Source organism: Brevundimonas sp. TWP2-1, assembly GCF_049897645.1.
Lineage (GTDB): Bacteria > Pseudomonadota > Alphaproteobacteria > Caulobacterales > Caulobacteraceae > Brevundimonas.
Map to the genome: position 1 here is coordinate 1,022,906 of NZ_JAFCWR010000001.1, position 24,090 is coordinate 1,046,995.

General features: G+C 66.6%; 20 protein-coding genes. 13 read left to right on the forward strand and 7 right to left on the reverse strand.

The window, feature by feature from the left end:
• Window positions 1-121 precede the first annotated feature (121 nt).
• Window positions 122-2,092: a M61 family metallopeptidase gene (locus ACP7BH_RS05160; RefSeq protein WP_425983131.1), complete on the forward strand. Its 1,971-nt coding sequence runs from the start codon at window positions 122-124 to the stop codon at window positions 2,090-2,092.
• Between the two features lie 53 nt (window positions 2,093-2,145).
• On the opposite strand, the gene ACP7BH_RS05165 is transcribed toward ACP7BH_RS05160, so the two are convergent.
• On the reverse strand, window positions 2,146-2,541 hold the full coding sequence (locus tag ACP7BH_RS05165; RefSeq protein ID WP_425983129.1) for a hypothetical protein: 396 nt from the start codon (window positions 2,539-2,541) through the stop codon (window positions 2,146-2,148).
• Window positions 2,538-4,433 (reverse strand): biotin carboxylase N-terminal domain-containing protein, encoded by a 1,896-nt coding sequence (locus ACP7BH_RS05170; protein WP_425983127.1) that lies wholly within the window; start codon window positions 4,431-4,433, stop codon window positions 2,538-2,540. The genes ACP7BH_RS05165 and ACP7BH_RS05170 overlap by 4 nt, the downstream gene beginning before the upstream one ends.
• 210 nt (window positions 4,434-4,643) lie before the next feature.
• On the opposite strand from ACP7BH_RS05170, the gene ACP7BH_RS05175 reads away from it, so the two are divergent.
• Entirely contained in the window at window positions 4,644-5,255 is a 612-nt protein-coding gene (locus tag ACP7BH_RS05175; RefSeq protein WP_425983125.1) for a TIGR02466 family protein, read from the forward strand.
• Window positions 5,256-5,304: 49 nt separating this feature from the next.
• Here the strand turns inward: ACP7BH_RS05175 and ACP7BH_RS05180 are convergent, their stop codons facing one another.
• Together ACP7BH_RS05180 and ACP7BH_RS05185 are read right to left on the reverse strand one after the other, a co-directional pair.
• Window positions 5,305-6,204 carry an enoyl-CoA hydratase-related protein gene (locus tag ACP7BH_RS05180; RefSeq protein ID WP_425983123.1) on the reverse strand — a complete coding sequence of 300 codons (900 nt, stop codon included), beginning with the start codon at window positions 6,202-6,204 and terminating at the stop codon, window positions 5,305-5,307.
• A gap of 192 nt (window positions 6,205-6,396) precedes the next feature.
• Entirely contained in the window at window positions 6,397-7,989 is a 1,593-nt protein-coding gene (locus ACP7BH_RS05185) for a carboxyl transferase domain-containing protein (protein ID WP_425983121.1), read from the reverse strand.
• A 219-nt stretch (window positions 7,990-8,208) separates the two neighbouring features.
• On the opposite strand from ACP7BH_RS05185, the gene rpsF reads away from it, so the two are divergent.
• From rpsF to rplI, 3 genes are read left to right on the forward strand one after another with little or no spacing between them, the layout of a single operon-like run.
• Entirely contained in the window at window positions 8,209-8,595 is a 387-nt protein-coding gene (rpsF, locus tag ACP7BH_RS05190) for a 30S ribosomal protein S6 (protein ID WP_135193337.1), read from the forward strand.
• 12 nt (window positions 8,596-8,607) lie between these two features.
• Window positions 8,608-8,886 carry a 30S ribosomal protein S18 gene (gene rpsR / locus ACP7BH_RS05195; protein WP_008259463.1) on the forward strand — a complete coding sequence of 93 codons (279 nt, stop codon included), beginning with the start codon at window positions 8,608-8,610 and terminating at the stop codon, window positions 8,884-8,886.
• 1 nt (window position 8,887) lies between these two features.
• Window positions 8,888-9,472 carry a 50S ribosomal protein L9 gene (gene rplI, locus ACP7BH_RS05200; protein WP_135193070.1) on the forward strand — a complete coding sequence of 195 codons (585 nt, stop codon included), beginning with the start codon at window positions 8,888-8,890 and terminating at the stop codon, window positions 9,470-9,472.
• A gap of 144 nt (window positions 9,473-9,616) precedes the next feature.
• Here the strand turns inward: rplI and ACP7BH_RS05205 are convergent, their stop codons facing one another.
• On the reverse strand, window positions 9,617-9,793 hold the full coding sequence (locus ACP7BH_RS05205; protein WP_425983119.1) for a hypothetical protein: 177 nt from the start codon (window positions 9,791-9,793) through the stop codon (window positions 9,617-9,619).
• A gap of 2 nt (window positions 9,794-9,795) precedes the next feature.
• Between ACP7BH_RS05205 and ACP7BH_RS05210 the strand changes: the two genes are divergently transcribed.
• From ACP7BH_RS05210 to alr, 5 genes are all read left to right on the forward strand, one after another.
• The gene (locus tag ACP7BH_RS05210; RefSeq protein ID WP_425983117.1) at window positions 9,796-12,255 is read left to right on the forward strand and encodes a TonB-dependent receptor plug domain-containing protein; all 2,460 of its coding nucleotides are present in this window, start codon (window positions 9,796-9,798) and stop codon (window positions 12,253-12,255) included.
• A 340-nt stretch (window positions 12,256-12,595) separates the two neighbouring features.
• Window positions 12,596-15,019 (forward strand): TonB-dependent receptor plug domain-containing protein, encoded by a 2,424-nt coding sequence (locus ACP7BH_RS05215; RefSeq protein ID WP_425983115.1) that lies wholly within the window; start codon window positions 12,596-12,598, stop codon window positions 15,017-15,019.
• Between the two features lie 161 nt (window positions 15,020-15,180).
• Window positions 15,181-15,546, forward strand: a complete 366-nt coding sequence (locus ACP7BH_RS05220) for a hypothetical protein (protein ID WP_425983113.1) — start codon at window positions 15,181-15,183, stop codon at window positions 15,544-15,546.
• A 144-nt stretch (window positions 15,547-15,690) separates the two neighbouring features.
• Window positions 15,691-17,181 carry a replicative DNA helicase gene (locus ACP7BH_RS05225; protein ID WP_425983111.1) on the forward strand — a complete coding sequence of 497 codons (1,491 nt, stop codon included), beginning with the start codon at window positions 15,691-15,693 and terminating at the stop codon, window positions 17,179-17,181.
• A gap of 41 nt (window positions 17,182-17,222) precedes the next feature.
• Complete coding sequence (gene alr, locus ACP7BH_RS05230; protein WP_425983109.1) at window positions 17,223-18,296, forward strand: alanine racemase; 1,074 nt, start codon at window positions 17,223-17,225, stop codon at window positions 18,294-18,296.
• Window positions 18,297-18,316: 20 nt separating this feature from the next.
• On the opposite strand, the gene ACP7BH_RS05235 is transcribed toward alr, so the two are convergent.
• Both ACP7BH_RS05235 and ACP7BH_RS05240 read right to left on the reverse strand, forming a co-directional pair.
• Window positions 18,317-19,606 (reverse strand): metal-dependent hydrolase family protein, encoded by a 1,290-nt coding sequence (locus tag ACP7BH_RS05235; RefSeq protein ID WP_425983107.1) that lies wholly within the window; start codon window positions 19,604-19,606, stop codon window positions 18,317-18,319.
• A 140-nt stretch (window positions 19,607-19,746) separates the two neighbouring features.
• Window positions 19,747-20,376 carry a Yip1 family protein gene (locus ACP7BH_RS05240; protein ID WP_425983105.1) on the reverse strand — a complete coding sequence of 210 codons (630 nt, stop codon included), beginning with the start codon at window positions 20,374-20,376 and terminating at the stop codon, window positions 19,747-19,749.
• A 183-nt stretch (window positions 20,377-20,559) separates the two neighbouring features.
• Here ACP7BH_RS05240 and radA point away from each other — a divergent pair, with 183 nt between their 5' ends.
• The 3 genes from radA to purF are packed head-to-tail and all read left to right on the forward strand — an operon-like array spanning window position 20,560 to window position 24,090.
• Entirely contained in the window at window positions 20,560-21,930 is a 1,371-nt protein-coding gene (gene radA, locus ACP7BH_RS05245) for a DNA repair protein RadA (protein ID WP_425983103.1), read from the forward strand.
• Between the two features lie 31 nt (window positions 21,931-21,961).
• Complete coding sequence (locus tag ACP7BH_RS05250; RefSeq protein ID WP_425983101.1) at window positions 21,962-22,558, forward strand: CvpA family protein; 597 nt, start codon at window positions 21,962-21,964, stop codon at window positions 22,556-22,558.
• A 26-nt stretch (window positions 22,559-22,584) separates the two neighbouring features.
• A complete protein-coding gene (gene purF / locus ACP7BH_RS05255) occupies window positions 22,585-24,090 on the forward strand; it encodes an amidophosphoribosyltransferase (RefSeq protein WP_409718481.1) in 1,506 nt (501 codons plus the stop codon).

A 24,090-nucleotide genomic window follows, 5' to 3' on the forward strand; every position in this document is an offset into this window, starting at 1 on the left:
CTGGTCGCTCCGCGACCTGTCCTCCACGCGCCTTCGCGCGCGGAGAGGTGACGTTGTGTCCCTTGACGCATCGCGCCGCGCCCCCGACGGTGCGGCTCCCCCTGCCGATGTGGATGACCTGATGCCGCGTACCCGCCTGACCGCCGCCTGCCTCGCCGTTTTGATGACGGCCGCCGCCGCTCCGGCCCTGGCCCAGACCTTCCAGTCCACGCCCGTCGTCACCGACGCGACCCAGGCCCCGCTGGCCCTGCCCCGCGCCCAGCCGGCCATCCCCGCGCCCCAGGACACGCCCTATCCCGGCGTCATCCAATACCGCGCCGACATCACCGATCTGGACCGCCGCATCATCAACGTCAGCCAGACCATTCCCGTCGCCGGCCCGCTGACCTTGCTGTATCCCAAGTTCCTGCCCGGCAACCACGCCGCCACAGGCCCGATCCAGCTGATCTCCGGCCTGACCGTGACCGCCAATGGTCAGCGGATCGAGTGGCTGCGCGACACCCTGGACCCCTACGCCTTCCACCTCGATATCCCCGCGGGCGTCACCAGCATCGACGTCGCCTTCCAGCAGCTGACCCAGCCCGACAGTTCCAACTGGCGCGTGCTGATGACCCCGGCCATGGTCAATCTGCAGTGGGAGAAGGCCATCCTCTATCCGGCCGGCTATTTCAGCCGCCATATCCAGGTCGCCCCGAGCGTGGTCCTGCCCGCCGGCTGGAAATACGGCACGGCCCTGAGCACAGCCTCGCAAGACGGCGACGTGGCGACCTTCGCCCCGACCGACCTCTACACCCTGATCGACAGCCCCATCTTCGCCGGCGCCCACTATCGCCGCGTGGACATTGACCCCAGCGGCGACCGCATCCACCTGAACCTGCTGGCCGATGAGGCCAAGGGCCTGGCCGCCACAGACGACCAGCTGAAGCTGTACGAAAACATGGTCCAGCAGGCCGACCGCCTGTTCGGCGCCCGCCACTTCGACAACTATGAGTTCCTGTTCGCCCTGACCAATCAGATGGGCGGTATCGGGCTGGAGCATCACCGCAGTTCGGAGAACACCGGCGCGCCCGACTTCTTCACCAACTGGACCAAGAGCGCCGGCGACCGGGGCCTGCTGCCCCACGAGTATGCCCACTCCTGGAACGGCAAGTTCATGCGCCCGGCGGACGAGCTGACCGCCAACCACAACGTCCCGACCCAGAACACCCTGCTGTGGGTCTATGAAGGCCAGACCGAATATTGGGGCGATGTGCTGGCTGCCCGTTCGGGCCTGCATTCCAGCGAGGTGGCGCTGGCCACCCTGGCCAATGTCGCCGCCTTCTATGACGAGCAGCCGGGCCGCCAGTGGCGCGCGCTGCAGGACACCAACAACCACAATCTGCTGGGCTATCGAGTGCCGGGCCAGTTCCCCTCGTGGATGCGCGGCACCGGCGACTATTACCGTGAAAGCCTGCTGGTCTGGCTGGACGCCGACACCCTGATCCGCGAGGGCACGAACGGGCGCAAGTCCCTGGACGACTTCGCCAAGGGCTTCTTCGGCCACGACGACGGCGAATGGGCGCCCCAGGGATACAGGTTCGAAGACGTTGTCGCCGCCCTGAACGCCGTCTACCCGCACGACTGGGCCGAGTTCCTGCGCAGCCGCCTCGATGCCGTCGGTCCGGACGCCAAGGCGCCCCTGGCCGGGATCGAACGCGGCGGCTGGAGGCTGACCTACACCGACACGCCGTCGGCGGCGGAGAAGTCGGTCCAGACCGGCTGGGCCAACGATTTCCAGTATTCGCTGGGCTTCACCCTCAGCGGCGACAAGCTGACCAACATCCGCTGGGGCGGCCCAGCCTTCGAACAGGGCATCGGCGCCGGCTGGAGCCTTGTCGCGGTCAACGGCAAGGCCGGCTCGGCCGAGGCCTTGCGCGACGCCGTGACCGCCGCGAAAGGCACCGACGTCCCCATCGAACTCCTGCTGAAATCCGGCGACCGCTTCCGCACGGTCGCCTTCGCCTACCACGACGGCCTGCGCTATCCCCGCCTGGAGCGGATCGAGGGAACGCCGGATCGCTTATCCGACATCTTGGCGCCCAGGCGGCGCTAAGGCCGTCTTCCTCCCCAAGTCCTGGGGAGGAAGACTGGGGGCGGCAAAAGGCTTTAGTCTTTCGGCTTCGCGGTGGCGGCGGTCGCATCACCGAGCACAAGCTGAGCGAATCCCATAGAGGCCACGAGCGCCTCAAGCGTGCAGCGCACGTGGTGATCCTCGACCATACTGGACCTTTCGGCGTCTGACAGACCTGCGCGATAGGCGACCAGTACACGATCCCATCGGCTCACGTTTCCACGCCCCGCAAGCTTGCCCATGTAGTAGGTGACGTTCGAAACGATGGCGACATTCTGCGCCTCGTCGACGCCTGCCGTCTCCATCCCCACCATGACGCATTGCATGTCCGCAAGGTCGGCGCCCTCGACCCGAACGGTCTGCGCCTTCGGCTCGCCTGCCAGGCCCGCCACCGCGGCCAGAGCCGCAAGTCCTGCGAAACCCAAGATCACGCCTGGCTCTTGATGCGCGCCAATTCGAAGCCGTCCACGACCTGATCCCCGACCGCCGCATTCACGCTTTCCACCACCCCATCGAACGGGGCGGTCAGGGCGTGTTCCATCTTCATGGCTTCCAGCACCACGACCGGCTGGCCCTTGGTCACCGCGTCTCCGGCCTTGACCGGCGTGGCGACGATCTTGCCGGGCATCGGAGAGCGCAGGGAGCCGTCGGAGACGGCGCCGGCAGATGTGCCGCGCGGCCCTTCCATTGAAACGCGGTAGGGCTCGCCGTCATCAAAATAGATTGTCGTCGCGCGGTCAGGTTCAAAGTGAATATATTCGGCGACCACGCTGTCATCGATCTCAAGCTGGCGACGCTTCCCGTCCACGAAAACTGTCTGAGTGAGTCTCGCGTCACTGTTCAGTCGAAAACCCTGAGCGCGACAACGTTGAGACCACGGCGAAACATAGTCTTCCCCTATGTCTTCAATGCCGTAACGCAAAACACGGGCGGCTTGCTGTAAAGCTCGAGCACTGATCTCGCGAGTCGTAAGTGCTCCCCCCTCCGCCGCGATGAAACCCGTGTCCACGTCGCCCGCGACGAAGCGCGGATGCACCAGGCAGCGTTTCAGGAAGCCGGCGTTGGCCTTGACCGGCCAGACCTCGACCTCGCCGGCCGCCTCGGCCAGACGCGCCGCCGCTGCCTCGCGGGTGTCTTCATGAACGATCAGCTTGGCGATCATCGGGTCGTAGAACTGGCTGACCTCGCCGCCCTGCTCCACGCCGGTATCGACGCGGATGCCGTCCGGCATGACGAAATGCTCCAGTCGGCCGATCGAGGGCAGGAAGCCGTTCGCCGGATCCTCGGCATAGAGGCGCGCCTCCATGGCCCAGCCGTTGAGTTTGATTTCGTCCTGCTTCAACGGCAGCGACTCGCCCGCCGCGACGCGGAACTGCCATTCGACCAGATCGACGCCGGTCACGCTCTCGGTCACCGGGTGCTCGACCTGCAGCCGAGTGTTCATCTCCATGAACCAGATGCCGTCGGCCTTCAGCCCGTCAGAGGCGTCGGCGATGAATTCGATGGTGCCGGCGCCGACGTAGTTCACCGCCTTGGCCGCCTTGATCGCCGCGCCCGTCACGGCGGCCCTCACGGCCTCGCTCATGCCCGGCGCCGGCGCCTCTTCGATCACCTTCTGGTGGCGGCGTTGCAGCGAGCAATCACGTTCATACAGGTGGACGACATCGCCGTGCTTGTCGCCAAACACCTGAACCTCGATATGGCGCGGACGGGTGATGTAGCGTTCGATCAGCACCCGGTCGTCGCCGAAGGCCGCGGCCCCCTCGCGCTTTGCGCTGGCCAGACCGGCGGCGAAGTCGGCCGGATCGTCAACCCGCTTCATCCCCTTGCCGCCGCCGCCCGCAACCGCCTTGATCAGCACCGGATAGCCGATCCGCGCGGCCTCGGCCGTCAGGGTCGCCTCCGACTGGTCCGCGCCCTGATAGCCCGGCGTCACCGGCACCCCGGCCTGGATCATCAGGTCCTTGGCCGCGTCCTTCAGCCCCATGGCCCGGATCGAGGACGGGTCAGGCCCGATCCAGATCAGTCCCGTCGCCGCGACCGCTTCCGCAAAGTCCGCATTCTCGCTCAGGAAGCCATAGCCGGGGTGGATCGCCTCCGCCCCCGTCGCCTTGGCCGCGGCCAGCACCTTGGCGCCGTCCAGATAGCTTTCGCGCGCCGCCGCCGGTCCGATCAGCACCGCCTCGTCGGCCTCGCGCACATGCAGGGCGTCGGCGTCGGCTTCGGAATAGACGGCGATGGTGCGTAATCCCATCCGCTTGGCGGTGCGGAAGACTCGGCAGGCGATTTCGCCGCGGTTGGCGACAAGGACGGACTTGAACATGAAGCGTTCTTAGCCGGATCGTGCGAGGCAGGCGAGAGCTTCTCCCTCCCCTTCATGGGGAGGGAGAAGCGCAGCGTAGCCAGGGTGGGGCCGTCATGACCATTTCGCTCACGCCCCTTCGGGCCCCACCCCGATCGCTCCGCGATCGCCCCTCCCCAAAATGGGGAGGGAGAGTATTCAGCCGCCTTCACAAGCTTTAAGCCCGACCTCATGTCCCTGCGCTCCCTCTTCGTCACCCAGGTCTATGAAGCCTCCCTCGCCGACGGCCGGGGCTGGCCCGAGTTCAACGAACAGCTGATCGACGTCATCCGCATGATGGCCGAGGAGGATGCGGCGGGCCGCCGCTGGTGCCGCGACAACGCCTATCGGGGCTATACCTCCTACGGATCGCTGAATGACCTGCCGCAGCGGTTCCCCGAGTTCGCCGAGCTGAAACGCCACCTGGATCGCCACGCCGTCGCCTACGCCAAGGCGCTGAACTTCGACCTGGCGAGGAAGCCGCGCCTGGACAATCTGTGGGTCAACATCCTCAAGCCCGGCGGCGGCCATACCGGCCATATCCACCCGCACGCCTTCCTGTCGGGCACCGTCTATATCGACATCCCGGACGGCGCCTCGTCGCTGAAGCTGGAAGACCCCCGTCTGCCCTTCATGATGGCTCGCCCCTCGGTGACCGAAGAGGCGTCGGAGGCCGAACGGCCGTTCGTGTATTTGAAGCCCCAGGCGGGCACGGTGCTGATGTGGGAAAGCTGGCTGCGGCACGAGGTGCCGACAAACCTGGCCAAGGCCGACCGGATTTCGATCAGCTTCAACTACGCCTGAACCTTAAGGCCGAACCGGCCGCCGAAAGCGACGGCCGGTTCAGTCGCGATCAGACCGTCCAGCTAGCCTTGCGCTTTTCCAGGAAGGCCAGGACGCCCTCGCGGCCTTCGTCCGACACGCGGGCGCGGGCGATACGTTTGGCGGTCTCGTCCAGCAGGCCCGAGTCGATCTTGTGGTGGGCTATGTCGTTGACCAGGCGCTTGGCCTCGCCCATCGCACCCGGCGCATTGCCGGTCAGGCTGTCGCTCAGCATCGAGATGAACTCGTCCACCGAACCCTCGGGCAGGACCAGGTCGATCAGGCCGGCGTGGGCGGCGTAGTCGGCGTCGAAGCTGTTTCCGGTCAGGAACAGCTGACGGGCGCGGCGGGCGCCGATAGCTTCGACGACATAGGGGGCGATGGTCGCCGGGATCAGGCCCAGCTTGACCTCGGAGAAGGCGAACCGCGCACCCTCGACCGCCACGGCCATGTCGCAGGCGGCGACGATGCCGGCCCCGCCGCCCATGGCGTTGCCCTCGACCACGGCCACCGTCAGGGCCGGAATGTCGTGCAGCGCCTTCAACATTTTCGCCAGGCCCATGGCGTCGTCGCGATTGTCGCTCTCGGACCAGCCGGCGGCGTCGCGCATCCAGTTCAGGTCGGCGCCGGCGCTGAAGGTGCCGCCCGCCCCGCGAATGAAGACGGCGCGCACGCGGTCGGCGCCGTGCAGGGTCTCGAACGTCTCGTGCAGCGCGGCGATGGTCGCGGCGTCGAAGGCGTTCTTCTTCTCAGGCCGATTGATGGTGATGAAGACGATGCCGTCGGTGGTCGAATCGATCTGGACCAGGTCGTCGTTCGCGTCAGGCGCGGCATCGGGGACCAGCGGCTGGGCGATGGAATTGATCTCGGCCGCCTCGGCGTCGGTCACGTCCAGGGCGTTGAGGTCGGCGTCAGTGGGTTTGTCGGTCATGGAAACTCCTTCGATCGGAGAACGCAATGGGATGCGATCTGTGCCTTCTCCCCTTGCGGGAGAAGATGGCTCGCGAAGCGAGACAGATGAGCGGTCTTCCTGCGCCCAACCTCATCGCGTGTCGAGATTGAACCGACCCCTCATCCGAGCCCTTCGGGCCCACCTTCTCCCGCAGGGGGAGAAGGAACAAAATCACATCCTGAACAGGCCGAAGGTCGTCTCGGGGATCGGGGCGTTCAGGCTGGCGGAAATCGCCAGGCCCAAGACGTCGCGGGTCTGGGCCGGGTCGATGACGCCGTCGTCCCACAGGCGGGCGGTGGCGTAATAGGGATTGCCCTCGTCCTCGTACTTCTGGCGGATCGGCGCCTTGAAAGCCTCGGCGTCGTCCGCGCTCCAGGTCTCTGCGTCACGGTGAACCGTTGCCAGGACCGAAGCCGCCTGTTCGCCGCCCATGACGCCGATCCGGCTGTTGGGCCAGGTGAAGAGGAAGCGCGGCGAATAGGCGCGGCCGCACATACCGTAGTTTCCGGCCCCAAAACTGCCGCCGATCAGGACGGTGAACTTGGGCACCTCGGCGCTGGCGACGGCCGTGACCAGCTTGGCGCCGTCCTTGGCGATGCCGCCAGCCTCGTACTTGCCGCCGACCATGAAGCCACTGATGTTCTGCAGGAACAGCAGCGGGATCTTTCGCTTGCAGGCCAGTTCGATGAAGTGGGCGCCCTTCTGGGCGCTTTCCGAGAAGATGACGCCGTTGTTGGCTAGGATGGCGACCGGATAGCCCCAGATGCGGGCGAAGCCGCACACCAGGGTCGAGCCGTACAGGCTTTTGAACTCGTCGAACTCTGACCCGTCCACCAACCGGGCGATGACCTCGCGCACATCATAGGGGGCGCGGACGTCGTCGGGGATCAGGCCGTATAATTCTTCGGCTGCGAAGGCCGGCGCGCGGGGTTCGCGCACGTCCATGTCCACGGCCTTGGTCGTGTTCAGATTGGCGACGATGGACCGCACGATCTCCAGCGCATGTTCGTCGTTCTCGGCCACATGATCGACCACGCCCGAGCGGCGGCCGTGGGTCTCGGCCCCGCCCAGTTCCTCGGCGGAGATGACCTCGCCGGTCGCGGCCTTCACCAGAGGCGGACCGGCCAGGAAGATGGCGCCCTGGTTGCGCACGATGATCGTCTCGTCCGACATGGCCGGCACATAGGCGCCGCCTGCGGTGGACAGGCCCATGACGCAGGCGATCTGGGCGATGCCCTTGGCGCTCATCCGGGCCTGGTTGAAGAAGATGCGGCCGAAATGGTCGCGGTCGGGGAAGACCTCGGCCTGGTGCGGCAGGTTAGCCCCGCCGGAGTCCACCAGATAGACGCACGGCAGGCGGTTCTGCTCGGCGATCTCCTGGGCGCGCAGGTGTTTCTTCACCGTCATGGGGAAATAGGCGCCGCCCTTCACCGTCGGGTCGTTGCAGACGATCATGACCTCGCGGCCCGACACCCGACCGATCCCGGCGATGACGCCGGCGGCCGGGGCCTCGCCGTCATACATGCCGTGGGCGGCCAGCTGACCGACCTCCAGGAAGGGCGAGCCGGGGTCCAGCAGCCGCTCGACACGGTCGCGCGGCAACAGCTTGCCACGGGCCACATGGCGCTCGCGCGACTTGTCGGACCCGCCACGCGCGGCCTTGGCCACATGATCGCGCAGTTCGGCGACCAGGGCGCTGTTGTGCGCATGCAGGGACTTGTATTTGGGGCTTTGCGGATCGACCGCTGACGTCAGCTTCGGCATGAGGTTGGTTTAGGCGGGGTCGCGAGGCGTCACAAGCGCCTGCCGTCATCCTTGCTTCCCTGCCCCTTTTCCCCTATAGGCCCCGCCTTTCCAGGGCTTCGGTCCTGTCGTGGAACACCAAAGGGTTGGACGTTCGGTCCGGCCGCCGCGCCAGGAGCCATCGTGGGGATCGACTTACCCGGTCGTTTCCACGCCGACGCCCACAAGGGAGAATACCGCATGGCTCTTTACGAGCACACGGTCATGTCGCGCCAGGATATCTCGGCGCAACAGGCCGAAGCGCTGAACGACACCATCAAGGGCTTGATCGAACAAGGCGGCGGTTCCGTCGCCAAGATCGAGTACTGGGGTCTGCGCAACCTGACGTACCGCGTGAAGAAGAACCGCAAGGCTCACTATTCGCTTCTGGCCGTCGATTGCCCCCCGGCCGCCATGGCCGAGGTCGAGCGTCAGCTGTCGATCAACGAAGACGTGCTGCGTTGGCTGACCGTCCGCGTCGAGGAACTCGACCTGGAACTGTCGCCGCTGCTGGCCCGCCGCGAGCGTGAACGCGAGCGTGAGCGCGAGCGCACCCCGCGCGAAGACGCCGCCGCCGACGCCGAATAAGGAACCCGGAACATGACCGATACAACCGCCCCGACCCCGGGCGCACCGGCTGGCTCCGGCGCCGCCGGCCGCCGCCCCTTCTATCGTCGCCGCAAGGTCTGCCCGTTCTCGGGCGCCAATGCGCCGAAGATCGACTACAAGGACGTGAAGCTGCTGCAGCGTTACGTCTCCGAACGCGGCAAGATCGTGCCCTCGCGCATCACCGCCGTCTCCCAGAAGAAGCAACGCGAGCTGGCCAAGGCCATCAAGCGCGCTCGCTATCTGGCCCTCCTGCCTTACGTGGTGAAGTGAGATGAAGGTCGTTCTGCTTGAACGCGTCGAGAATCTCGGCGCCATCGGCGACGTCGTGTCCGTCAAGGACGGCTTCGCCCGTAACTTCCTTCTGCCGCGCGACAAGGCCCGTCGGGCCACCGCCGCCAACCTGAAGGCGTTCGAACTCGACCGCGTCGCCATCGAGCAACGCAACGACAAGAACAAGGCCGATGCACAGAAGGTCGCCGACAAGATCGACGGCCAGACCTACATCATGATCCGTCAGGCCGGTGAAACCGGTCACCTGTACGGTTCGGTCGCAGGCCGCGACGTCGCCGAGGCCATCCAGGCCGAAGGCGGCAAGGTCGAGCGTTCGCAAGTCGTCCTGAACACGGCGATCAAGAACCTGGGCGTCCACGAAGTGCCGGTCCGCCTGCACGCCGAGGTCCGCGCCACGGTCAAGATCAACATCGCCCGTTCGATGGACGAAGCCGAGCGTCAGGCCAAGGGCGAGGACGTGATCCGCAGCCAGTTCGACGATGAGCGCCAGGCCGCCGAGCAATCGGCCCAGGAACTGATCGAAGGCGGCGCCGGTCAACAAGAAGGCTTCGGCGACGAAGCCTGATTGACCCCCGGCCTTCGGGCTGGATCGCCAAGACATCAAGGGCGCGTTCCGCAAGGGACGCGCCCTTTTTGCTGCGCGCCGCCCGCCGCCCTGTCTATGACAAGTTTACAACAAGCAGTGATCGTTGTTCGTCTGGAATACGACTTAGACAAAGAGCTTGCTTGACGTCGCCGCTTTGCGGTCACAGCCTCCAATCACGACCGATTTCGGCCCGAACGGCGAAAGATTATTGCGCCCGACGACGAGCCGGCCGAGGGGCGACGGCATGGCGGCCTGTCGAACGTCCGCGCACATGGCCGTCGTGCTTTCGTCGGGGATCATCAATGCAAATCGGACACGGCCGTCGGGCCCTGCTGGCCTTCGCTTCCACCAGCGCGCTTTTCATGGCGTCATCCGCCTTCGCTCAAGTCACGCCGCCGCCGACTGACGACACGACCGAAGTGGGCGAGATCATCGTCACCGGCACGCGCACCGTGGGCCGCAGCCGCCTGGACAGCGTCGCGCCCGTGGATGTGATCACCGGCGAGACCCTGGCGAAACAGGGCACGGGCACAGAGCTGGCCGCCGCCCTGGCCGCCACCGCCCCCTCGATCAACTTCCCGCGCCCGGCCATTTCTGACGGATCCGATCACGTCCGCCCGGCGACCCTTCGCGGCTTGGCGCCCGATCAGACCCTGGTGCTGATCAACGGTCAGCGCGGCCACGTCGGCGCCCTGGTCAACGTCAACGGCGCACTGGGACGCGGCTCGACCGCGTTCGATCTGAACACCATCCCGTCGATCAGCCTGGGCTCGGTCGAGGTCCTGCGCGACGGCGCCTCGGCCCAATACGGCGCCGACGCCATCGCCGGCGTCATCAACCTGCGTCTGCGCGAGGCGTCGAGCGGCGGCGGCATCACCGCCAACTACGGCATCTACGACACCGACTTCACCACCGCGCGCGGCGACCACAGCCGCCGTGACGGCGAACAGACCTCGCTCGCCGGCTGGGTCGGCCTGCCCCTGTTCGGCGATGGCTTCCTGACCCTGTCGGGCGAGGTGCAGAAGCGCCAGCCCACCAACCGCTCCGACTATGCCGCGACCAGCGCCGTGAACGGCGGCAGCGCGACCACCGTTATTGGCCGTTTCGGCGACCCCTATACCGAGGCCTACACGGGCTATTTCAACGCCGGCAAGCCGCTGAGCGGCGAATGGGAGGCCTATGCCTTCGGCGGCTATCAGAAACGCAAGTCGGAAGCCGCCGCGACCGCCCGCGCCTTCAACAACTCCAACAATGTTGCGGCCATCTATCCCAACGGCTTCCTGCCGATCATCGCCGCCGACATCACCGACTACAACATCTACGGCGGCGCCAAGGGACCGGCCTGGGGCTTCGACTGGGATCTGTCGGTCGGTTATGGCCGCAACGAACTGGATTACAGCGTCCTCAACTCACTGAACGCCTCCTACGGTGCGGCGTCGCAGACCGAGTTCGACGCCGGCTCGCTCAGCTACGGCCAACTGACCATCGGCATCGACGCGGTGAGACAGGTCGAGGTCAATCTGTATGAGCCGTTGAACGTCGCCTTCGGCGTCGAGTATCGCCGTGAGGACTTCAGCGTCTCGGAAGGCGAACCGACCTCCTACAACAAGGGACCGGTCACCGCCGGCGGCGCAGGCTCGCAAGGCTTCCCCGGTTTCGCGCCGTCCAACGCCGTCGATGTCGATCGCAACAACATCAGCGCTTACATCGATCTGGAGGGCAAGTTCTCCGAACAGTTCACCGTCGGCCTCGCCGGCCGTTACGAAGACTATTCCGACTTCGGCGATCAGTTCACGGGCAAGATCTCCGCACGGTACGACTTCACCGACGCCTTCGCCCTGCGCGGCGCCATCTCGACCGGCTTCAAGTCGCCCGCTCTGCAGCAGCAGTTCTTCAGCTATGTCGCCACGAATCTGGTCGCGACGAGCGCCGGCGTCGTGCTGCAGCAGAACGGATCGTATCGAGTGGATGATCCCATCGCCATCGCCCTGGGGGCCAAGCCGCTGGAGCCTGAGACCTCAACCAACTACTCCCTTGGCGCCGTCTTCCGTCATGGAGGTTTTGAGCTGACCGTCGATACATACCGCATCGATGTCGCGGATCGGATCATCTACTCCGAAACCCTTGGCGTTTCGCGTCCCAGCCAGACTGCACAGTCCACTGCGGCGATCCAGGCCTTACTGGCTCCGTTCGGCGTGACCGGTGCTCGGTTCTTCCTGAATGGTGTCGATACTTCGACCAGCGGCGTGGATGTCGTCGCGCGTTATCGCACGCAGCAGGACATCGGCCGGTTCGATTTCACCCTGGCGGGCAACTTCAACTCGACGGAAGTGACCAAGACCCCGGCCGTGCCCAGCAACCTGACCATCGCTCCATCCGACGCGTTCCTGTTCGACCGGTCATCGAAGCTGTCGTTCGAACAGGGCACGCCGGAGCAGAAGATCGTCGCCAGCGTCGATTGGTCCTTGGGCGACTTCGGCGCGACCCTGCGCGGCACCAGCTACGACAGCGTCCTGGTCGCCAACAACAACGCCACGCTGGATTACGAGACGGGCGACGCCCTGCTGCTGGATCTGGAAGGGCGCTACACCCTGCCCTTCGGCGTCGCACTGGCGGTGGGGGTCAACAACCTGACCGACGAATATCCGACCGCCACGCCGATCAACATCAATGGCGCGACGGGGTCCGTAGGCTATCCCAGCTACTCGCCCTACGGCTTCAACGGCCGCTTCTTCTACGGTCGTCTGAGCTACAGCTTCTAAGGCGACCGACAGATCCAAGGAACGGGGCGCTCTTCGGAGCGCCCCGTTTTGCATTGCGATAGATTTTCTACTGGCCTACCGCAGAAAACATGGACTTCTGCGCTGATTGACCCGCCGCACCTTCGCCCTGATATGGCCATGACCGCCGGGATCTCCCCGACCGTGCGGTTGGAGACGGCGATGACGAACACCCCCCATTTCGCGGCGATGCTGCCCGCCCGTGGGCGATGTTGCGGCTGAGGCCGCACGACACCTGAACTCCAGATCGACTTCAAAGCTCGCCGTAACCAGCGGCGGCGATGCGCGCTCGCGCCAAAAACAAGCCTTAGGAAATCTCTCAATGCGCAATACCCTGCAACGGGCCGCCGCCCCGGCCCTGTTCGCGACCGTCTCGACGCTCGCCCTGCTGATCGCCGCCCCTGCCTTCGCCCAGACCGCTGAACCCAGCGTCGATGACGCCGCCCAGGTGGACGACATCGTGGTCACCGGCACGCGGGTCCAGAACCGCTCGCGCCTGGACACCCTGGCGCCCGTGGACGTGGTGACCGCCGAGGCGCTTCAGACGCGCGGCACGACCGAGTTCTCCACCGCCCTGGCCCAGGCCGTCCCGTCGCTGACCTTCCAGCGGCCGTCCGCCAACGACGGCACGGACTCGATCCGCCCGATCACCCTGCGCGGCCTGTCGCCGGATCAGACACTGGTGCTGGTCAACGGCACGCGTCGCCACGCCTCGGCCCTGGTCAACGTCAACGGCGTCGTGGGTCGAGGCTCGGCCGCCGTCGACCTGAACACCATCCCGACCGGCGCCTTGGACCGGGTCGAGGTGCTGCGCGACGGCGCATCGGCCCAATATGGTTCTGACGCCATCGCCGGCGTCGTGAACCTGCGCCTGAAGGAGGCCTCCAGCGGCGGCGGCGCCAGCGTGACTTATGGCCAGTATTTCACCACGGTGAAGACCGCGCGCGGCGAACGCGACGAGCAGGACGGCGGCACGGTGACGGCCTCGGCCTGGCAGGGTTTCTATCTGGGCGACGACGGCTTCCTGACCCTGTCGGCCGAATATCTGAACCGCGAATCGACGAACCGCTCGGACTACGACCCCCGCGCGACAGCGAACGGTGCGATCACCGCCCGCTTCGGCGACCCGGACGTGGAGCAATGGACGGTCTTCGCCAACGCCGGCAAGGGCCTGGGCAATGGCTGGGAGGCCTATGGCTGGGCCGGCTATCAGGACCGCGACAGCGAAGGCGCCGCCTTCCCTCGCCTGTCCGACAACGCCAACAATGTCGCCGCCATCTATCCCAACGGCTTCCTGCCCAAGGTGGCGATCAACTCGAAAGACGCCTCGCTGGCCGGCGGCCTGCGCGGCGAACTGGCCGGTTGGAACACGGACGTCAGCCTGACCTACGGCCGCAACGCGCTGGACTTCCGCACAGAGGATTCGCTGAACTCGACCTATGGCGCCGCTTCGCCGACCAGCTTCGATTCCGGCAGCCTGATCTATGATCAACTGGTGCTGGGCACCGACTTCAGCCGAGAATTCGAGGTCGGCCTGTCGGGCGGCCCGCTGAACTTCGCATGGGGCCTGGAGCAGCGCTGGGAGAACTACATGATCGAGGCGGGCCAGCCCGAGAGCTACAACCGCGGCCCGCTGGGCGCCAACACGGCCCTGACCGGCGGCGCCCAAGGCTTTGTCGGCTTCCAACCGTCGAACGCCGTCGATGTCGATCGCGACAACTTCGCCGCCTACGCCGACGTGGAAATCCCCCTGACCGACAAGCTGCGCGTCGAGGGCGCCGTGCGGTTCGAGGACTATTCCGACTTCGGCGACACCCAGACGGGCAAGCTGTCGGCCCGCTATGACTTCACGCCCAGCTTCGCCCTGCGGGGATCGGTCTCGACCGGCTTCCGCGCGCCTTCGCTGCAACAGAGCTTCTTCACCTCGACCGCCTCGGTGATCCAGAACGGCGCCGTGGTCGAAACCGGCACCTTCCCCGCCACCAGCGCGGTCGCTGCGGCCCTGGGCGCGCGTCCGCTGAAGGCCGAGACCTCGACCAACTATTCGCTGGGCGCCGTCATCCGCCTGGGCCGGTTCGACCTGACGGTGGACGCCTACAAGATCGACATCGAGGACCAGATTGTCCTGTCGGAACTGATCAACCGCTTCTTCTCTCCCCAGGTCGCCAGCCTGCTGGATCCGCAGGGCATCCAGGCGGCGCGCTTCTTCCTGAACGGCGTCTCAACCTCGACCGAGGGCGTGGACATCGTCGGGCGCTATCGTCTGCCGACAGACACGCTCGGCGACTTCGACTTCACCGTGGCGGCCAACTTCAACGACGTGTCGGTCAACAGCCTGCCGACCTCGTCGTCGGTGCTGAATCCGGTCCCGACCCTGTTCGCCCGCCAGCGCATCCTGACCATCGAGGACGGCACGCCCGACACCAAGGTCTCGGCGGCGGCGGACTGGAGCCGGGACAAGTGGGGCGCCACCGTGCGCGCCACCTACTATGGCGATGTGCTTCAGGCCGGATCGGTTGCGGCCAACGACTACAGTACGGGCGCCAAGACCGTCGTCGATCTGGAAGGCCGTTTCCAGCTGACGGAGCGCGTCGGCGTGGCCATCGGGGTGGACAATGTGTTCGACGAATACCCGGACTTCGTGCCGGGAACGCTGAACTCCAACGGCGTGCTGGGCTTCCCCTACTATTCGCCGTTCGGCTTCAACGGGCGCTACGGCTATGCGCGCGTCAGCCTGAAATGGTGAGGTCGAGCTGACGAGCCATGAGGCAAGGGCGCTCTGCGGAGCGCCCTTTTCTTTGATCGGATTACGAAAGCTTCAGCTTGGCCCCTCCACCGCGCCGCAGTTGCGACACATATCAGCGTTCAACCTTGGCCTTGCCAGAGGGGGCTTTGGAGGGGACCGACATGAAGACCAGATTGATTGCAGCAGGCGTCTTGGCGCTTTCGCTGATCGCCGGCGCAGCCAGCGCCATGACGGTGCAGGAGTTCCTGACCACCGCCAACGCCATCCCCCAGAACCCGACGGCCCTGCTGCGCTCCGACACGCGCCGGCTGATGGCCGAGTTCCGCGGCGCTGTCCGCACGGTTCGGACCGAACAGACCGCAGCCACGACGGCGGGACGCACGCCTGCGACCTGCATGCCGGACAAGGTCGGGTTATCGCCGAACCAGATCCTAGCCCGCTTCAACGCCATCCCCGCCGCGCGTCGCAACATCAGCGTGACCCAGGCGATGCGCGAATGGATGGCGGCGGAGTACCCCTGTCCATAAGGCCAGATGGATCGACGATCCTTCGCAGGACGGACGAAATCCGATTGAGGAATTCCGGTTCGTCCCCAGCCCCAACGATCTGTCCACGGCGCAGGCGGCGTCCCCGTCTGACGTAGAGGCGTGAGAGGGCTAAAGCGTTAATCGATGAACGCCTTCGCCCCCATGCCCTTCTCGTCCTCGCCCCTGGAAAACGGCGGCGTCAGTTCGATGCCGCATAATCTGGAAGCCGAGCAGGCGCTGCTGGGCTCGCTGATGTTCGACAACGCCGTGTTCGAGCGGCTGAACGACCGGCTGCGCGGGGTGCATTTCTACGAACCCTTCCACCAACGTCTGTTCGACGCCGTCGAGGATCACATCCGCCAGGGCATGCTGGCCGAGCCCACCATTCTGATGGAGCGGTTCAAGCAGGACCCGGCCTTCCAGGAGTTCGGCGGCCTGCGCTACCTCGCCGACCTGGTCGACCGCGCGCCCCCCGCCGCCAACGCCCCCGATTATGCCCGCGTCGTCTATGACCTGGCCCTGCGCCGCGACCTGATCCGTATCGGCGGCGAGATGATCAAGGAGGCGCCCAATCCCGAAACGCCTGCCGACGAACAGATCGAACAGGCCGAACAGACCCTGTATTCGCTGGCCGAGACGGGCAAGCCTTCGTCCGGTTTCGTCAGCTTCTCCAATGCCCTGTCCGGCGCCGTTCAGATGGCGGCCGAAGCCTATCAGCGCGAAGGCAAGCTGGCCGGCCTGGCCACCGGCCTGAACGATCTGGACCGCAAACTGGGCGGCCTGCACCCTTCCGACCTTCTGATCCTCGCCGGTCGTCCGTCGATGGGCAAGACGGCGCTCGCCACCAACATGGCCTTCAACGTGGCCCGCGCCTATCAGTGGGAGCCCACGCCGGAGGGTCGCAAGACCGTCAACGGCGGCGTGGTCGCCTTCTATTCGCTGGAAATGAGCGCCGAACAGCTGGCGATGCGTATCCTGGCCGACGCCTCGGGCGTGTCGTCGGACAAGCTGCGCAAGGGCGAGATCGACGCCACCGACTTCGGCAAGCTGCGCGACGCGGCGGTCGAGATCGGCGAGGCTCCGCTCTACATCGACGCCACCGGCGGCCTGTCCATGTCCAAGCTGGCCGCGCGGGCGCGCCGCCTGAAGCGGATGGAACACGGGCTGGACCTGATCATCGTCGACTACCTGCAACTGGTCACGACCGGCAACGCCGGCGGCCAGAAGAACCGCGTGCAAGAAGTGTCCGAGATCACAGGCGGGCTGAAGGCCTTGGCCAAGGAACTGTCGGTGCCGATCATCGCCCTGTCGCAGCTGTCGCGTCAGGTGGAGCAACGCGATGACAAACGCCCCCAACTGTCTGACCTGCGCGAATCCGGCTCGATCGAGCAGGACGCCGACTGCGTGATGTTCGTCTATCGCGAAAGCTACTACCTGGGTCGCGCCGAACCGCGCGAGGGCACCGAGGAACACCTGCAATGGCAGCAGGACATGGACCGCCTGCAAGGCCAGGCCGAGGTCGTCATCGGCAAGCAACGCCACGGTCCCATCGGCATCGTCAAACTGGCCTTCGACGCCGACACGGTGCGCTTCGGCAATCTGGCGCATGGGTATGAAGAGGTCAGCTACGAGTAGGCGGCTGTTCCATCGACCGGAACTTGGCGCATAAGGGCGCAATGACTGTCTCTGTCCCCGCCCCCGCCGCTACACCCGCCGTCCTGTCCGTCGATCTCACCGCCCTGGCGCGAAACTACCACACGCTGGGCGCCGTCAGCGGCCAGCCGGTGCATCCGGTGGTCAAGGCGGACGGCTATGGGCTGGGGGCGCAGGCGGTGGCGACGCGGCTGATGGCCGAGGGGGCGCGGACCTTCTTTGTGGCGCGGGCGGCCGAAGGTGTGCGGCTGCGGGCCGCGCTGGGGCCGCAGGACTCCGATGGTCCCGTCATCTATGTTCTCGACGGATGCCACGGCGACGACGCCGAGAGGCTGAAGGCGGCCGATCTGCGGCCGGTGCTCAACCATCCGGAGCAGATGCAGGCCTGGGCGGCGGCGGGCGGCGGGACGTGCGGCCTGCAGATCGACACCGGCATGAACCGGCTGGGCGTCCGCCCCGAGGATGCGCCCGAGGCCTTCGACGGCCTGGCCCTGGTCCTGACCCACCTGGCCTGCGCCGATGAACCTGCCAATCCGATGAACCGGCGCCAGCGCGACGCCTTTGCAGGCGTGGTGGATCGCTATCCGGGCGTGATCCGGTCCTTCGCCAACTCCAGCGGTTGTTTCCTGGGCCCGGATTTCGCCTTCGACACCGTGCGGCCGGGCATCTGCCTTTACGGCGGCGGACCGGAGGGGCGGCCCGATCCCCGGATCTCGCCCGTGGCTGCGCTGACGGCCCAGGTGCTTCAGGTGCGCGAAGTGCCGGCGGGCGAGAGCGTCGGCTATTCGCGCGGCTTCATCGCCGAGCGCCCGATGCGGGTCGCGACGGTGGCGGCGGGCTATGCGGACGGGCTGCTTCGGTCCTACTCGCCCCAGGGCGCGGTGTGGATCGCGGGCGAGACCCGACCGCTGCTGGGCCGGGTGTCGATGGACGTCTGCGCAGTGGACATCACCGGCCTGGACGTCGCGGTCGGCGATCCGGTCGAGTTGTTCGGCGCCAACCGCTTGCTTGACGACGCGGCGGCGGCTGCGGGGACCATCAGCTATGAGTTGCTGACCTCGATCACCACGCGCGTGCCGCGTCGCTACTTAGATTAGACGGCGCGCAGAACCGCTGTTCAGCGCGCATCCTTGACCACCTCGCCGCCCTTGACGACTACGGGCACGGTCTGGAGTGTGGTCACGTCGGCCAGCGGATCGCCCGCCACCGCGATCAGATCGCCATAACGGCCCACCGATACCGCACCCACATCGGCCTCGCGTCCCAGGGCCTGCGACGCGTTCCAGGTGGCGGCGCGAATGGCCTCGGCTGGGCTCATGCCATAGCGGACCATGACGGCGAACTGCTCGGCGTTGCGGCCGTGCGGATAGATGGCGGCGTCGGACCCGAACACCATGCGCGCCCCGGCGTCGTGGGCGCGGCGGAAGTTGTCGCGCTGGGCCTGGGCGATCTCGCGGTCCTTGCGCAGATTGTCTTCCGTGACGCCGAACTCGGTGCCCGTCGCCTGGGTGAAGTCGGTGTTGTAGATGTCCATCGACAGCCACGTTCCGTGCTCGCGCGCCAGGCGGATGCCTTCGTCGTCGATCAGCGAGGCATGTTCGATGGTGTCGATGCCGGCCCGGATAGCGGCCTTGATGCCCTCGGTCCCATGGGCGTGGGCGGCGACCTTGAGGCCCCACATGTGCGCCTCGTCCGCGACGGCGCGCAGTTCGGCCTCGGTCATCTGCTGCTGGCCGGGTTCGGTGTTGTGGGAGAAGACGCCGCCGGTGGCGCACACCTTGATGACCTGGGCGCCGTATTTGCGCACCTCGCGCACGCTGTGGCGCGCGGCGTCGGGGCTGTCGGCGTTGTATTCGTTACGCATCTCCATCGCATGCGGCATGCCGGTGTGGTCGCAGTGACCGCCTGTCGCGCCGAAAGAGACCCCCGCGGGGACGACCCGCGGCCCCTCGACAAAGCCCCCGTCGATGGCCTGGCGCAAGGCGACGTCGGCGAAGGGCGGGCCGCCCAGATTCCGCACCGTAGTGAATCCGGCCATCAGCGTCGCGCGCGCATGCGGAACTTGCAGGATCGGCTCGAAGTCGTCTGCGAACCGCAGAGCCTCGAAGCCCGCGACATAGGGGGTGCCGCCCAGGTGGACATGCATGTCGATCAGGCCGGGCAGTAGGGTCAGCCCCGGCAGGTCCAGACGCTTAGCATCCGTCGGCAGGTCAGCGGGGACCCGGTCGCCGACGGAGACGATACGACCATCGGTGATCACCACCACAGGCGCGGCGACATAGACGCCCCGCTCGACATCGACCATGCGGTCGGCGGTGACGACCAGCGTCTCGGCCCAGGCGGCGCTCGCCATCAAGGTCATCGCCAGCGTCGCTGCGCCGGCGACTGCGCGTTTGCAGAGTGTCATGAAAATCCCCGTCCCCGTGATGCGCCGATCCTGCCACGGAATCGGCGGAGGGGAACGGGGAAAGCGATCAGAGGCCGGTCGCGGCGGGGGCCGTCAGCCAGGAGCGCTGACTTCGACCCCCACCGCGCGCCGGGTCTATCTCAGTAGCCTGCGCCCATGGCGGCCAGACCAGCCGTCGAGGCGACGAAGGTCAAGGCGATGGCGCCGAGGATGGCGGCCATCACGGCGTAAATCACGATGCCGGCGATCAGAATGACGATGTAGTAGACGACCTTCTTGTCTTCCGGGACCTTCATCAGGATCGGCAGGCCCAGGAACAGCAGGACCAGGCTGTAGATGCCGCCGATGATCGACACCCAGCCCAACAGCGGGATCAGGTTGAACACGCTGGCGATCCATGAGGCGGTCGAGGCATAGACCGCCAGCTTCATCGCCTGCACCGGATTGGGCGCGCCGCCGAAGCTGGACGCCAGGGCGTTGATGATGAGGCCCAGAATGAAGACGCTGGCCAGCGACAGGCCATACGAGACGATGGCGAGCACCAGGGCGCTGACGATCGAGGCGTGGCCGAAGACCAGGCTGCCGATCAGCGTCGCGACCGGACCGATGGCCGCCAGGATCATCGCGTAGCGCGTGAACAGGCTCTTGTTGGTGGCGAACTCGCCGTCGATGCGCAGCCATTCGATCTTGGGCTGAAGCAGGATGCCCTTGACCCTGGCGACGAGCGCCGGATCGACGGCGGGTTGGGAATGGGACGTCGGATCGGTCATGGGCGCCTCGGCGATGGATAAGATCGGATGTTGACGTTGCGTCGCCTCAAGTAGCAAGGGCGTGCGACAGATTCTCAATACCTTGTTATGGCAAAGGTTGCACCTGCGTCCGAAACTGTCGTGGATACGCTCCATGCGTTGTCGAACAGGCGGCCCAAACCGTTCGACCTGCTAAGGAAGCCCATGGCTCGCGATTCCGCCCTCTACGTCTGTCAGTCCTGCGGCTCGGTCCACGGCAAATGGTCGGGCCAGTGCAGTTCCTGCGGCCAGTGGAATACCCTCAGCGAAGAAAGCCGTTCGGCCCCGCCCGGCGCGATCAAACCTTCGGCTGCGACCTCGGCCCGGACGCGCGGCATTCAGTTCGAGACCCTGCAATCCGACACGCCCGAACCGCCGCGCATCATCACGGGCGTGGCCGAGTTCGACCGCGTCTGCGGCGGCGGGGTGGTGCCCGGCTCGGCCATCCTGCTCAGCGGCGACCCCGGCGTAGGCAAATCGACCCTGTTGCTGGAGGTCGCGGCCAAGGCGGCGCTGAAGGGATCGCGCGTCGCCTATATCTCGGGCGAAGAAGCCGTCGAGCAGATCCGGGCGCGGGCCAAGCGGATGGGTCTGGCGGATGCGCCGGTCAATCTGGCGGCGGCGACGGCGCTGCGTGAAATTCTGGGCACGCTGAAACGCGAGCATTTCGACATCGTCATCGTCGATTCGATCCAGACCCTGTGGTCCGACGTGCACGAGAGCGGCCCCGGCTCGATCACCCAGGTCCGGGCCTGCGCCGGCGAAATGGTGCGACTGGCCAAGTCCCAAGGCGTGGCGGTCATCCTGGTCGGTCACGTCACCAAGGACGGCCAGGTCGCCGGTCCTCGCGTGGTCGAACATCTGGTCGACGCCGTCATGACCTTCGAGGGCGAGCGCGGCTATCCGTTCCGCATCCTGCGCGCCGGCAAGAACCGCTTCGGCGCCACCGACGAGATCGGCGTGTTCGAAATGGGCGACAGCGGTCTGCGCGAGGTCGCCAATCCGTCCGCCCTCTTCCTGGGCGAGGGCAAGGAGCGGGCACCCGGCGCCGCCGTCTTCGCCGGCATCGAAGGCTCGCGCCCCGTGCTGGTCGAGATGCAGGCCCTGGTGTCCAAATCCGCCTATGGCACCCCGCGTCGGGCCGTGATCGGCTGGGAGACGGGGCGCCTGGCCATGGTGCTGGCCGTGCTGGAGGCCCGCTGTGGTTTCGGCTTCGGCGATCAGGACGTCTATCTGAACGTCGCGGGCGGCCTGCGCATCAACGAGCCCGCTGCGGACCTCGCGGCGGCGGCGGCCCTGATCAGTTCGGCGACCGGCGTCTCCCTGCCCCAGGGCTGCGTCGTCTTCGGCGAGATCGGCCTGTCGGGCGAGGTCCGCAGCGTCGGCCGCGCCGAGGCCCGCCTGCGCGAGGCCCAGAAGCTGGGCTTCGATCAGGTGCTCAGCCCGACGCTGACGGCCAAGACCAAGGGCGTGAAGGTGACATCGGTGACGCGTCTGACGGATGTGGTCGAACGAATCTCGCAGAACCGCTATTAGACCCCGGTAGCAACCGCAGGATCCCGAACGCGTGACCGGATACGACGTCTTCGCCATTGTGGTGATCCTGTTTTCCGTCGCCGCCGGCTGGGTGCGCGGCGGGGTGCGCGAGATCATCACCCTGCTCAGCGCGACCCTGGCGGCCCTGGTGGCGCTGATCAGCCTGCCGTGGACAGCAAGCATCGGCCGGTCGTTCGTGGATCCCGAATGGGCGGGGTCGATCCTGGCGGCCGTCCTGACATTCTTCGTCGTCTATTTCGGCCTGCGCCTCGTCGGGTCGATGATCTCCAAGAGCGCCAAGGACAATCCGCACCTCGGCGGCGTCGATCGCATGTTCGGCCTGCTGATCGGCGGCATTCGCGCCCTGGTCCTGATCGGGGCGGTGCATCTGGTCGTCGTGGCGGCCCTGCCGGGCGAGCGAACGCCGCGCTGGCTGACAAATGCGGCCCTCTATCCGGTCAGCGCCATGGGCGCCCGCGCCATCCAGATCGTTCTGCCCAGCCTCGGGCGTGGGGCCGACGCGATCACGCCGGTGGTCGATTCGTCCGTACGCAGGGGGTTTTCGGACGACGAAGCCTTGCCCCCGACGCAATCAGAGCCTAACTCGCCGCGCGAAGCCGCCCCTTAAGTTTCCCCGGTCATCGGAGCCCCACGATGCGCCACCATATCGCCGATCCCGTCGTTCACCGCGAGCACTGGCGCGAGCCGGAGGACGACCAGCTGCGGCTGGAGTGCGGCGTCTGCGGCGTCTGGGGCGCGGACGAGGACGAAGGCTCGGCGATCGTCGCCCTGGGCCTGCACGCCCTGCAGCATCGCGGCCAGGAAGCCTGCGGTATCGCCAGCGTCAAGGACGAGCGGTTCCACACCGAACGCCACCAGGGCCTGGTGGGCGAGGCCTTCGGCGGCGCCGACCTGATGACCCGAATGCCCGGCCGCGCAGCCGTGGGCCACACCCGCTATTCCACCGCCGGCGGTTCGTTCCTGCGCAACATCCAGCCGATGTTCGCCGACCTGGACCAGGGCGGCATCGCCATCGCCCACAACGGCAACCTGACCAACTTCAAATTCCTGCACAGCCAGTTGGTCAGCGAAGGCGCCATCTTCCAGTCGACCTCGGATTCCGAAGTCATCCTTCACCTGATCGCGCGCAGCCGCAAAGCCAAGATCGTCGACCGATTCATCGACGCCCTGGCGCGGATCGAGGGCGGCTATGCGCTGGTCGCACAGACGCGCACCAAGATGATCGGCGCGCGGGACCCGCTGGGCATCCGGCCGCTGGTGCTGGGCCAGGTCGGCGAGGCCTGGGTGCTGGCGTCAGAGACCTGCGCCCTGGACATGATGGGCGCCACCTTCGTCCGCGACGTCGAGCACGGCGAGATCGTGGTCATCGACGACAGCGGCTTGCGTTCGCTCAAGCCCTTCCCGGCGCGCGTCGCCCGCCCCTGCCTGTTCGAATACGTCTATTTCTCGCGCCCGGATTCGGTCGTGAACGGTCGTTCGGTCTATGAGGTCCGCAAGGAAATGGGTCGGGGCCTGGCCCGCGAGCTGGGTGTCGACGCCGACATCGTCGTGCCGGTGCCGGATTCGGGCGTGCCGGCGGCCCTCGGCTACGCTCAGGAAAGCGGCATCCCCTACGAGATGGGCATCATCCGCAGCCACTATCTGGGCCGTACCTTTATCCAGCCCAGCCAGGGCGCCCGACAGAAGGGCGTGCGCATGAAGCACAGCCCGAACAAGTCGGCCCTCGCCGGCAAGCGCGTCGTGCTGATCGACGACTCCATCGTGCGCGGCACCACCTCGCTGAAGCTGGTTCGCGCCGTGCGCGCCGCCGGCGCGACCGAGGTCCACCTGCGCTCGGCCAGCCCCCAGATCCTCTTCCCCGACTTCTACGGCATCGACATGCCGGAGCGCGCCCAACTGCTGGCCGCCAACAAGACTCTGGAAGAGATGCGCGACCTGCTGGAAGTCGATTCGCTCGGCTTCCTGTCCATCGACGGCCTGTATCAGGCGATGGGCGAGACCGGCCGCAACAACGCCGCGCCCCAGTTCACCGACCACTATTTCACCGGCGACTATCCCACCCGCCTGCTGGATCGCGAGATCGAGGAAGGCGGCCGCGAGTTCGGCGCCAAACAACTGTCTCTGCTGGTCAGCGCCTGA

What these genes read in the sequence shown, in the direction of transcription:
- ACP7BH_RS05160 (WP_425983131.1), top strand. Translation starts at nt 122, where the DNA reads ATGCCGCGTACCCGCCTGACCGCCGCCTGCCTCGCCGTTTTGATGACG.
- ACP7BH_RS05210 (WP_425983117.1), top strand. Translation starts at nt 9,796, where the DNA reads ATGCAAATCGGACACGGCCGTCGGGCCCTGCTGGCCTTCGCTTCCACC.
- purF (WP_409718481.1), top strand. Translation starts at nt 22,585, where the DNA reads ATGCGCCACCATATCGCCGATCCCGTCGTTCACCGCGAGCACTGGCGC.
- ACP7BH_RS05205 (WP_425983119.1), bottom strand. Translation starts at nt 9,793, where the DNA reads ATGATCCCCGACGAAAGCACGACGGCCATGTGCGCGGACGTTCGACAG.
- ACP7BH_RS05240 (WP_425983105.1), bottom strand. Translation starts at nt 20,376, where the DNA reads ATGACCGATCCGACGTCCCATTCCCAACCCGCCGTCGATCCGGCGCTC.
- ACP7BH_RS05220 (WP_425983113.1), top strand. Translation starts at nt 15,181, where the DNA reads ATGAAGACCAGATTGATTGCAGCAGGCGTCTTGGCGCTTTCGCTGATC.
- ACP7BH_RS05180 (WP_425983123.1), bottom strand. Translation starts at nt 6,204, where the DNA reads ATGACCGACAAACCCACTGACGCCGACCTCAACGCCCTGGACGTGACC.
- radA (WP_425983103.1), top strand. Translation starts at nt 20,560, where the DNA reads ATGGCTCGCGATTCCGCCCTCTACGTCTGTCAGTCCTGCGGCTCGGTC.
- ACP7BH_RS05215 (WP_425983115.1), top strand. Translation starts at nt 12,596, where the DNA reads ATGCGCAATACCCTGCAACGGGCCGCCGCCCCGGCCCTGTTCGCGACC.
- rpsF (WP_135193337.1), top strand. Translation starts at nt 8,209, where the DNA reads ATGGCTCTTTACGAGCACACGGTCATGTCGCGCCAGGATATCTCGGCG.
- ACP7BH_RS05185 (WP_425983121.1), bottom strand. Translation starts at nt 7,989, where the DNA reads ATGCCGAAGCTGACGTCAGCGGTCGATCCGCAAAGCCCCAAATACAAG.
- rpsR (WP_008259463.1), top strand. Translation starts at nt 8,608, where the DNA reads ATGACCGATACAACCGCCCCGACCCCGGGCGCACCGGCTGGCTCCGGC.
- alr (WP_425983109.1), top strand. Translation starts at nt 17,223, where the DNA reads ATGACTGTCTCTGTCCCCGCCCCCGCCGCTACACCCGCCGTCCTGTCC.
- ACP7BH_RS05175 (WP_425983125.1), top strand. Translation starts at nt 4,644, where the DNA reads ATGTCCCTGCGCTCCCTCTTCGTCACCCAGGTCTATGAAGCCTCCCTC.
- ACP7BH_RS05235 (WP_425983107.1), bottom strand. Translation starts at nt 19,606, where the DNA reads ATGACACTCTGCAAACGCGCAGTCGCCGGCGCAGCGACGCTGGCGATG.
- ACP7BH_RS05170 (WP_425983127.1), bottom strand. Translation starts at nt 4,433, where the DNA reads ATGTTCAAGTCCGTCCTTGTCGCCAACCGCGGCGAAATCGCCTGCCGA.
- ACP7BH_RS05225 (WP_425983111.1), top strand. Translation starts at nt 15,691, where the DNA reads ATGAACGCCTTCGCCCCCATGCCCTTCTCGTCCTCGCCCCTGGAAAAC.
- rplI (WP_135193070.1), top strand. Translation starts at nt 8,888, where the DNA reads ATGAAGGTCGTTCTGCTTGAACGCGTCGAGAATCTCGGCGCCATCGGC.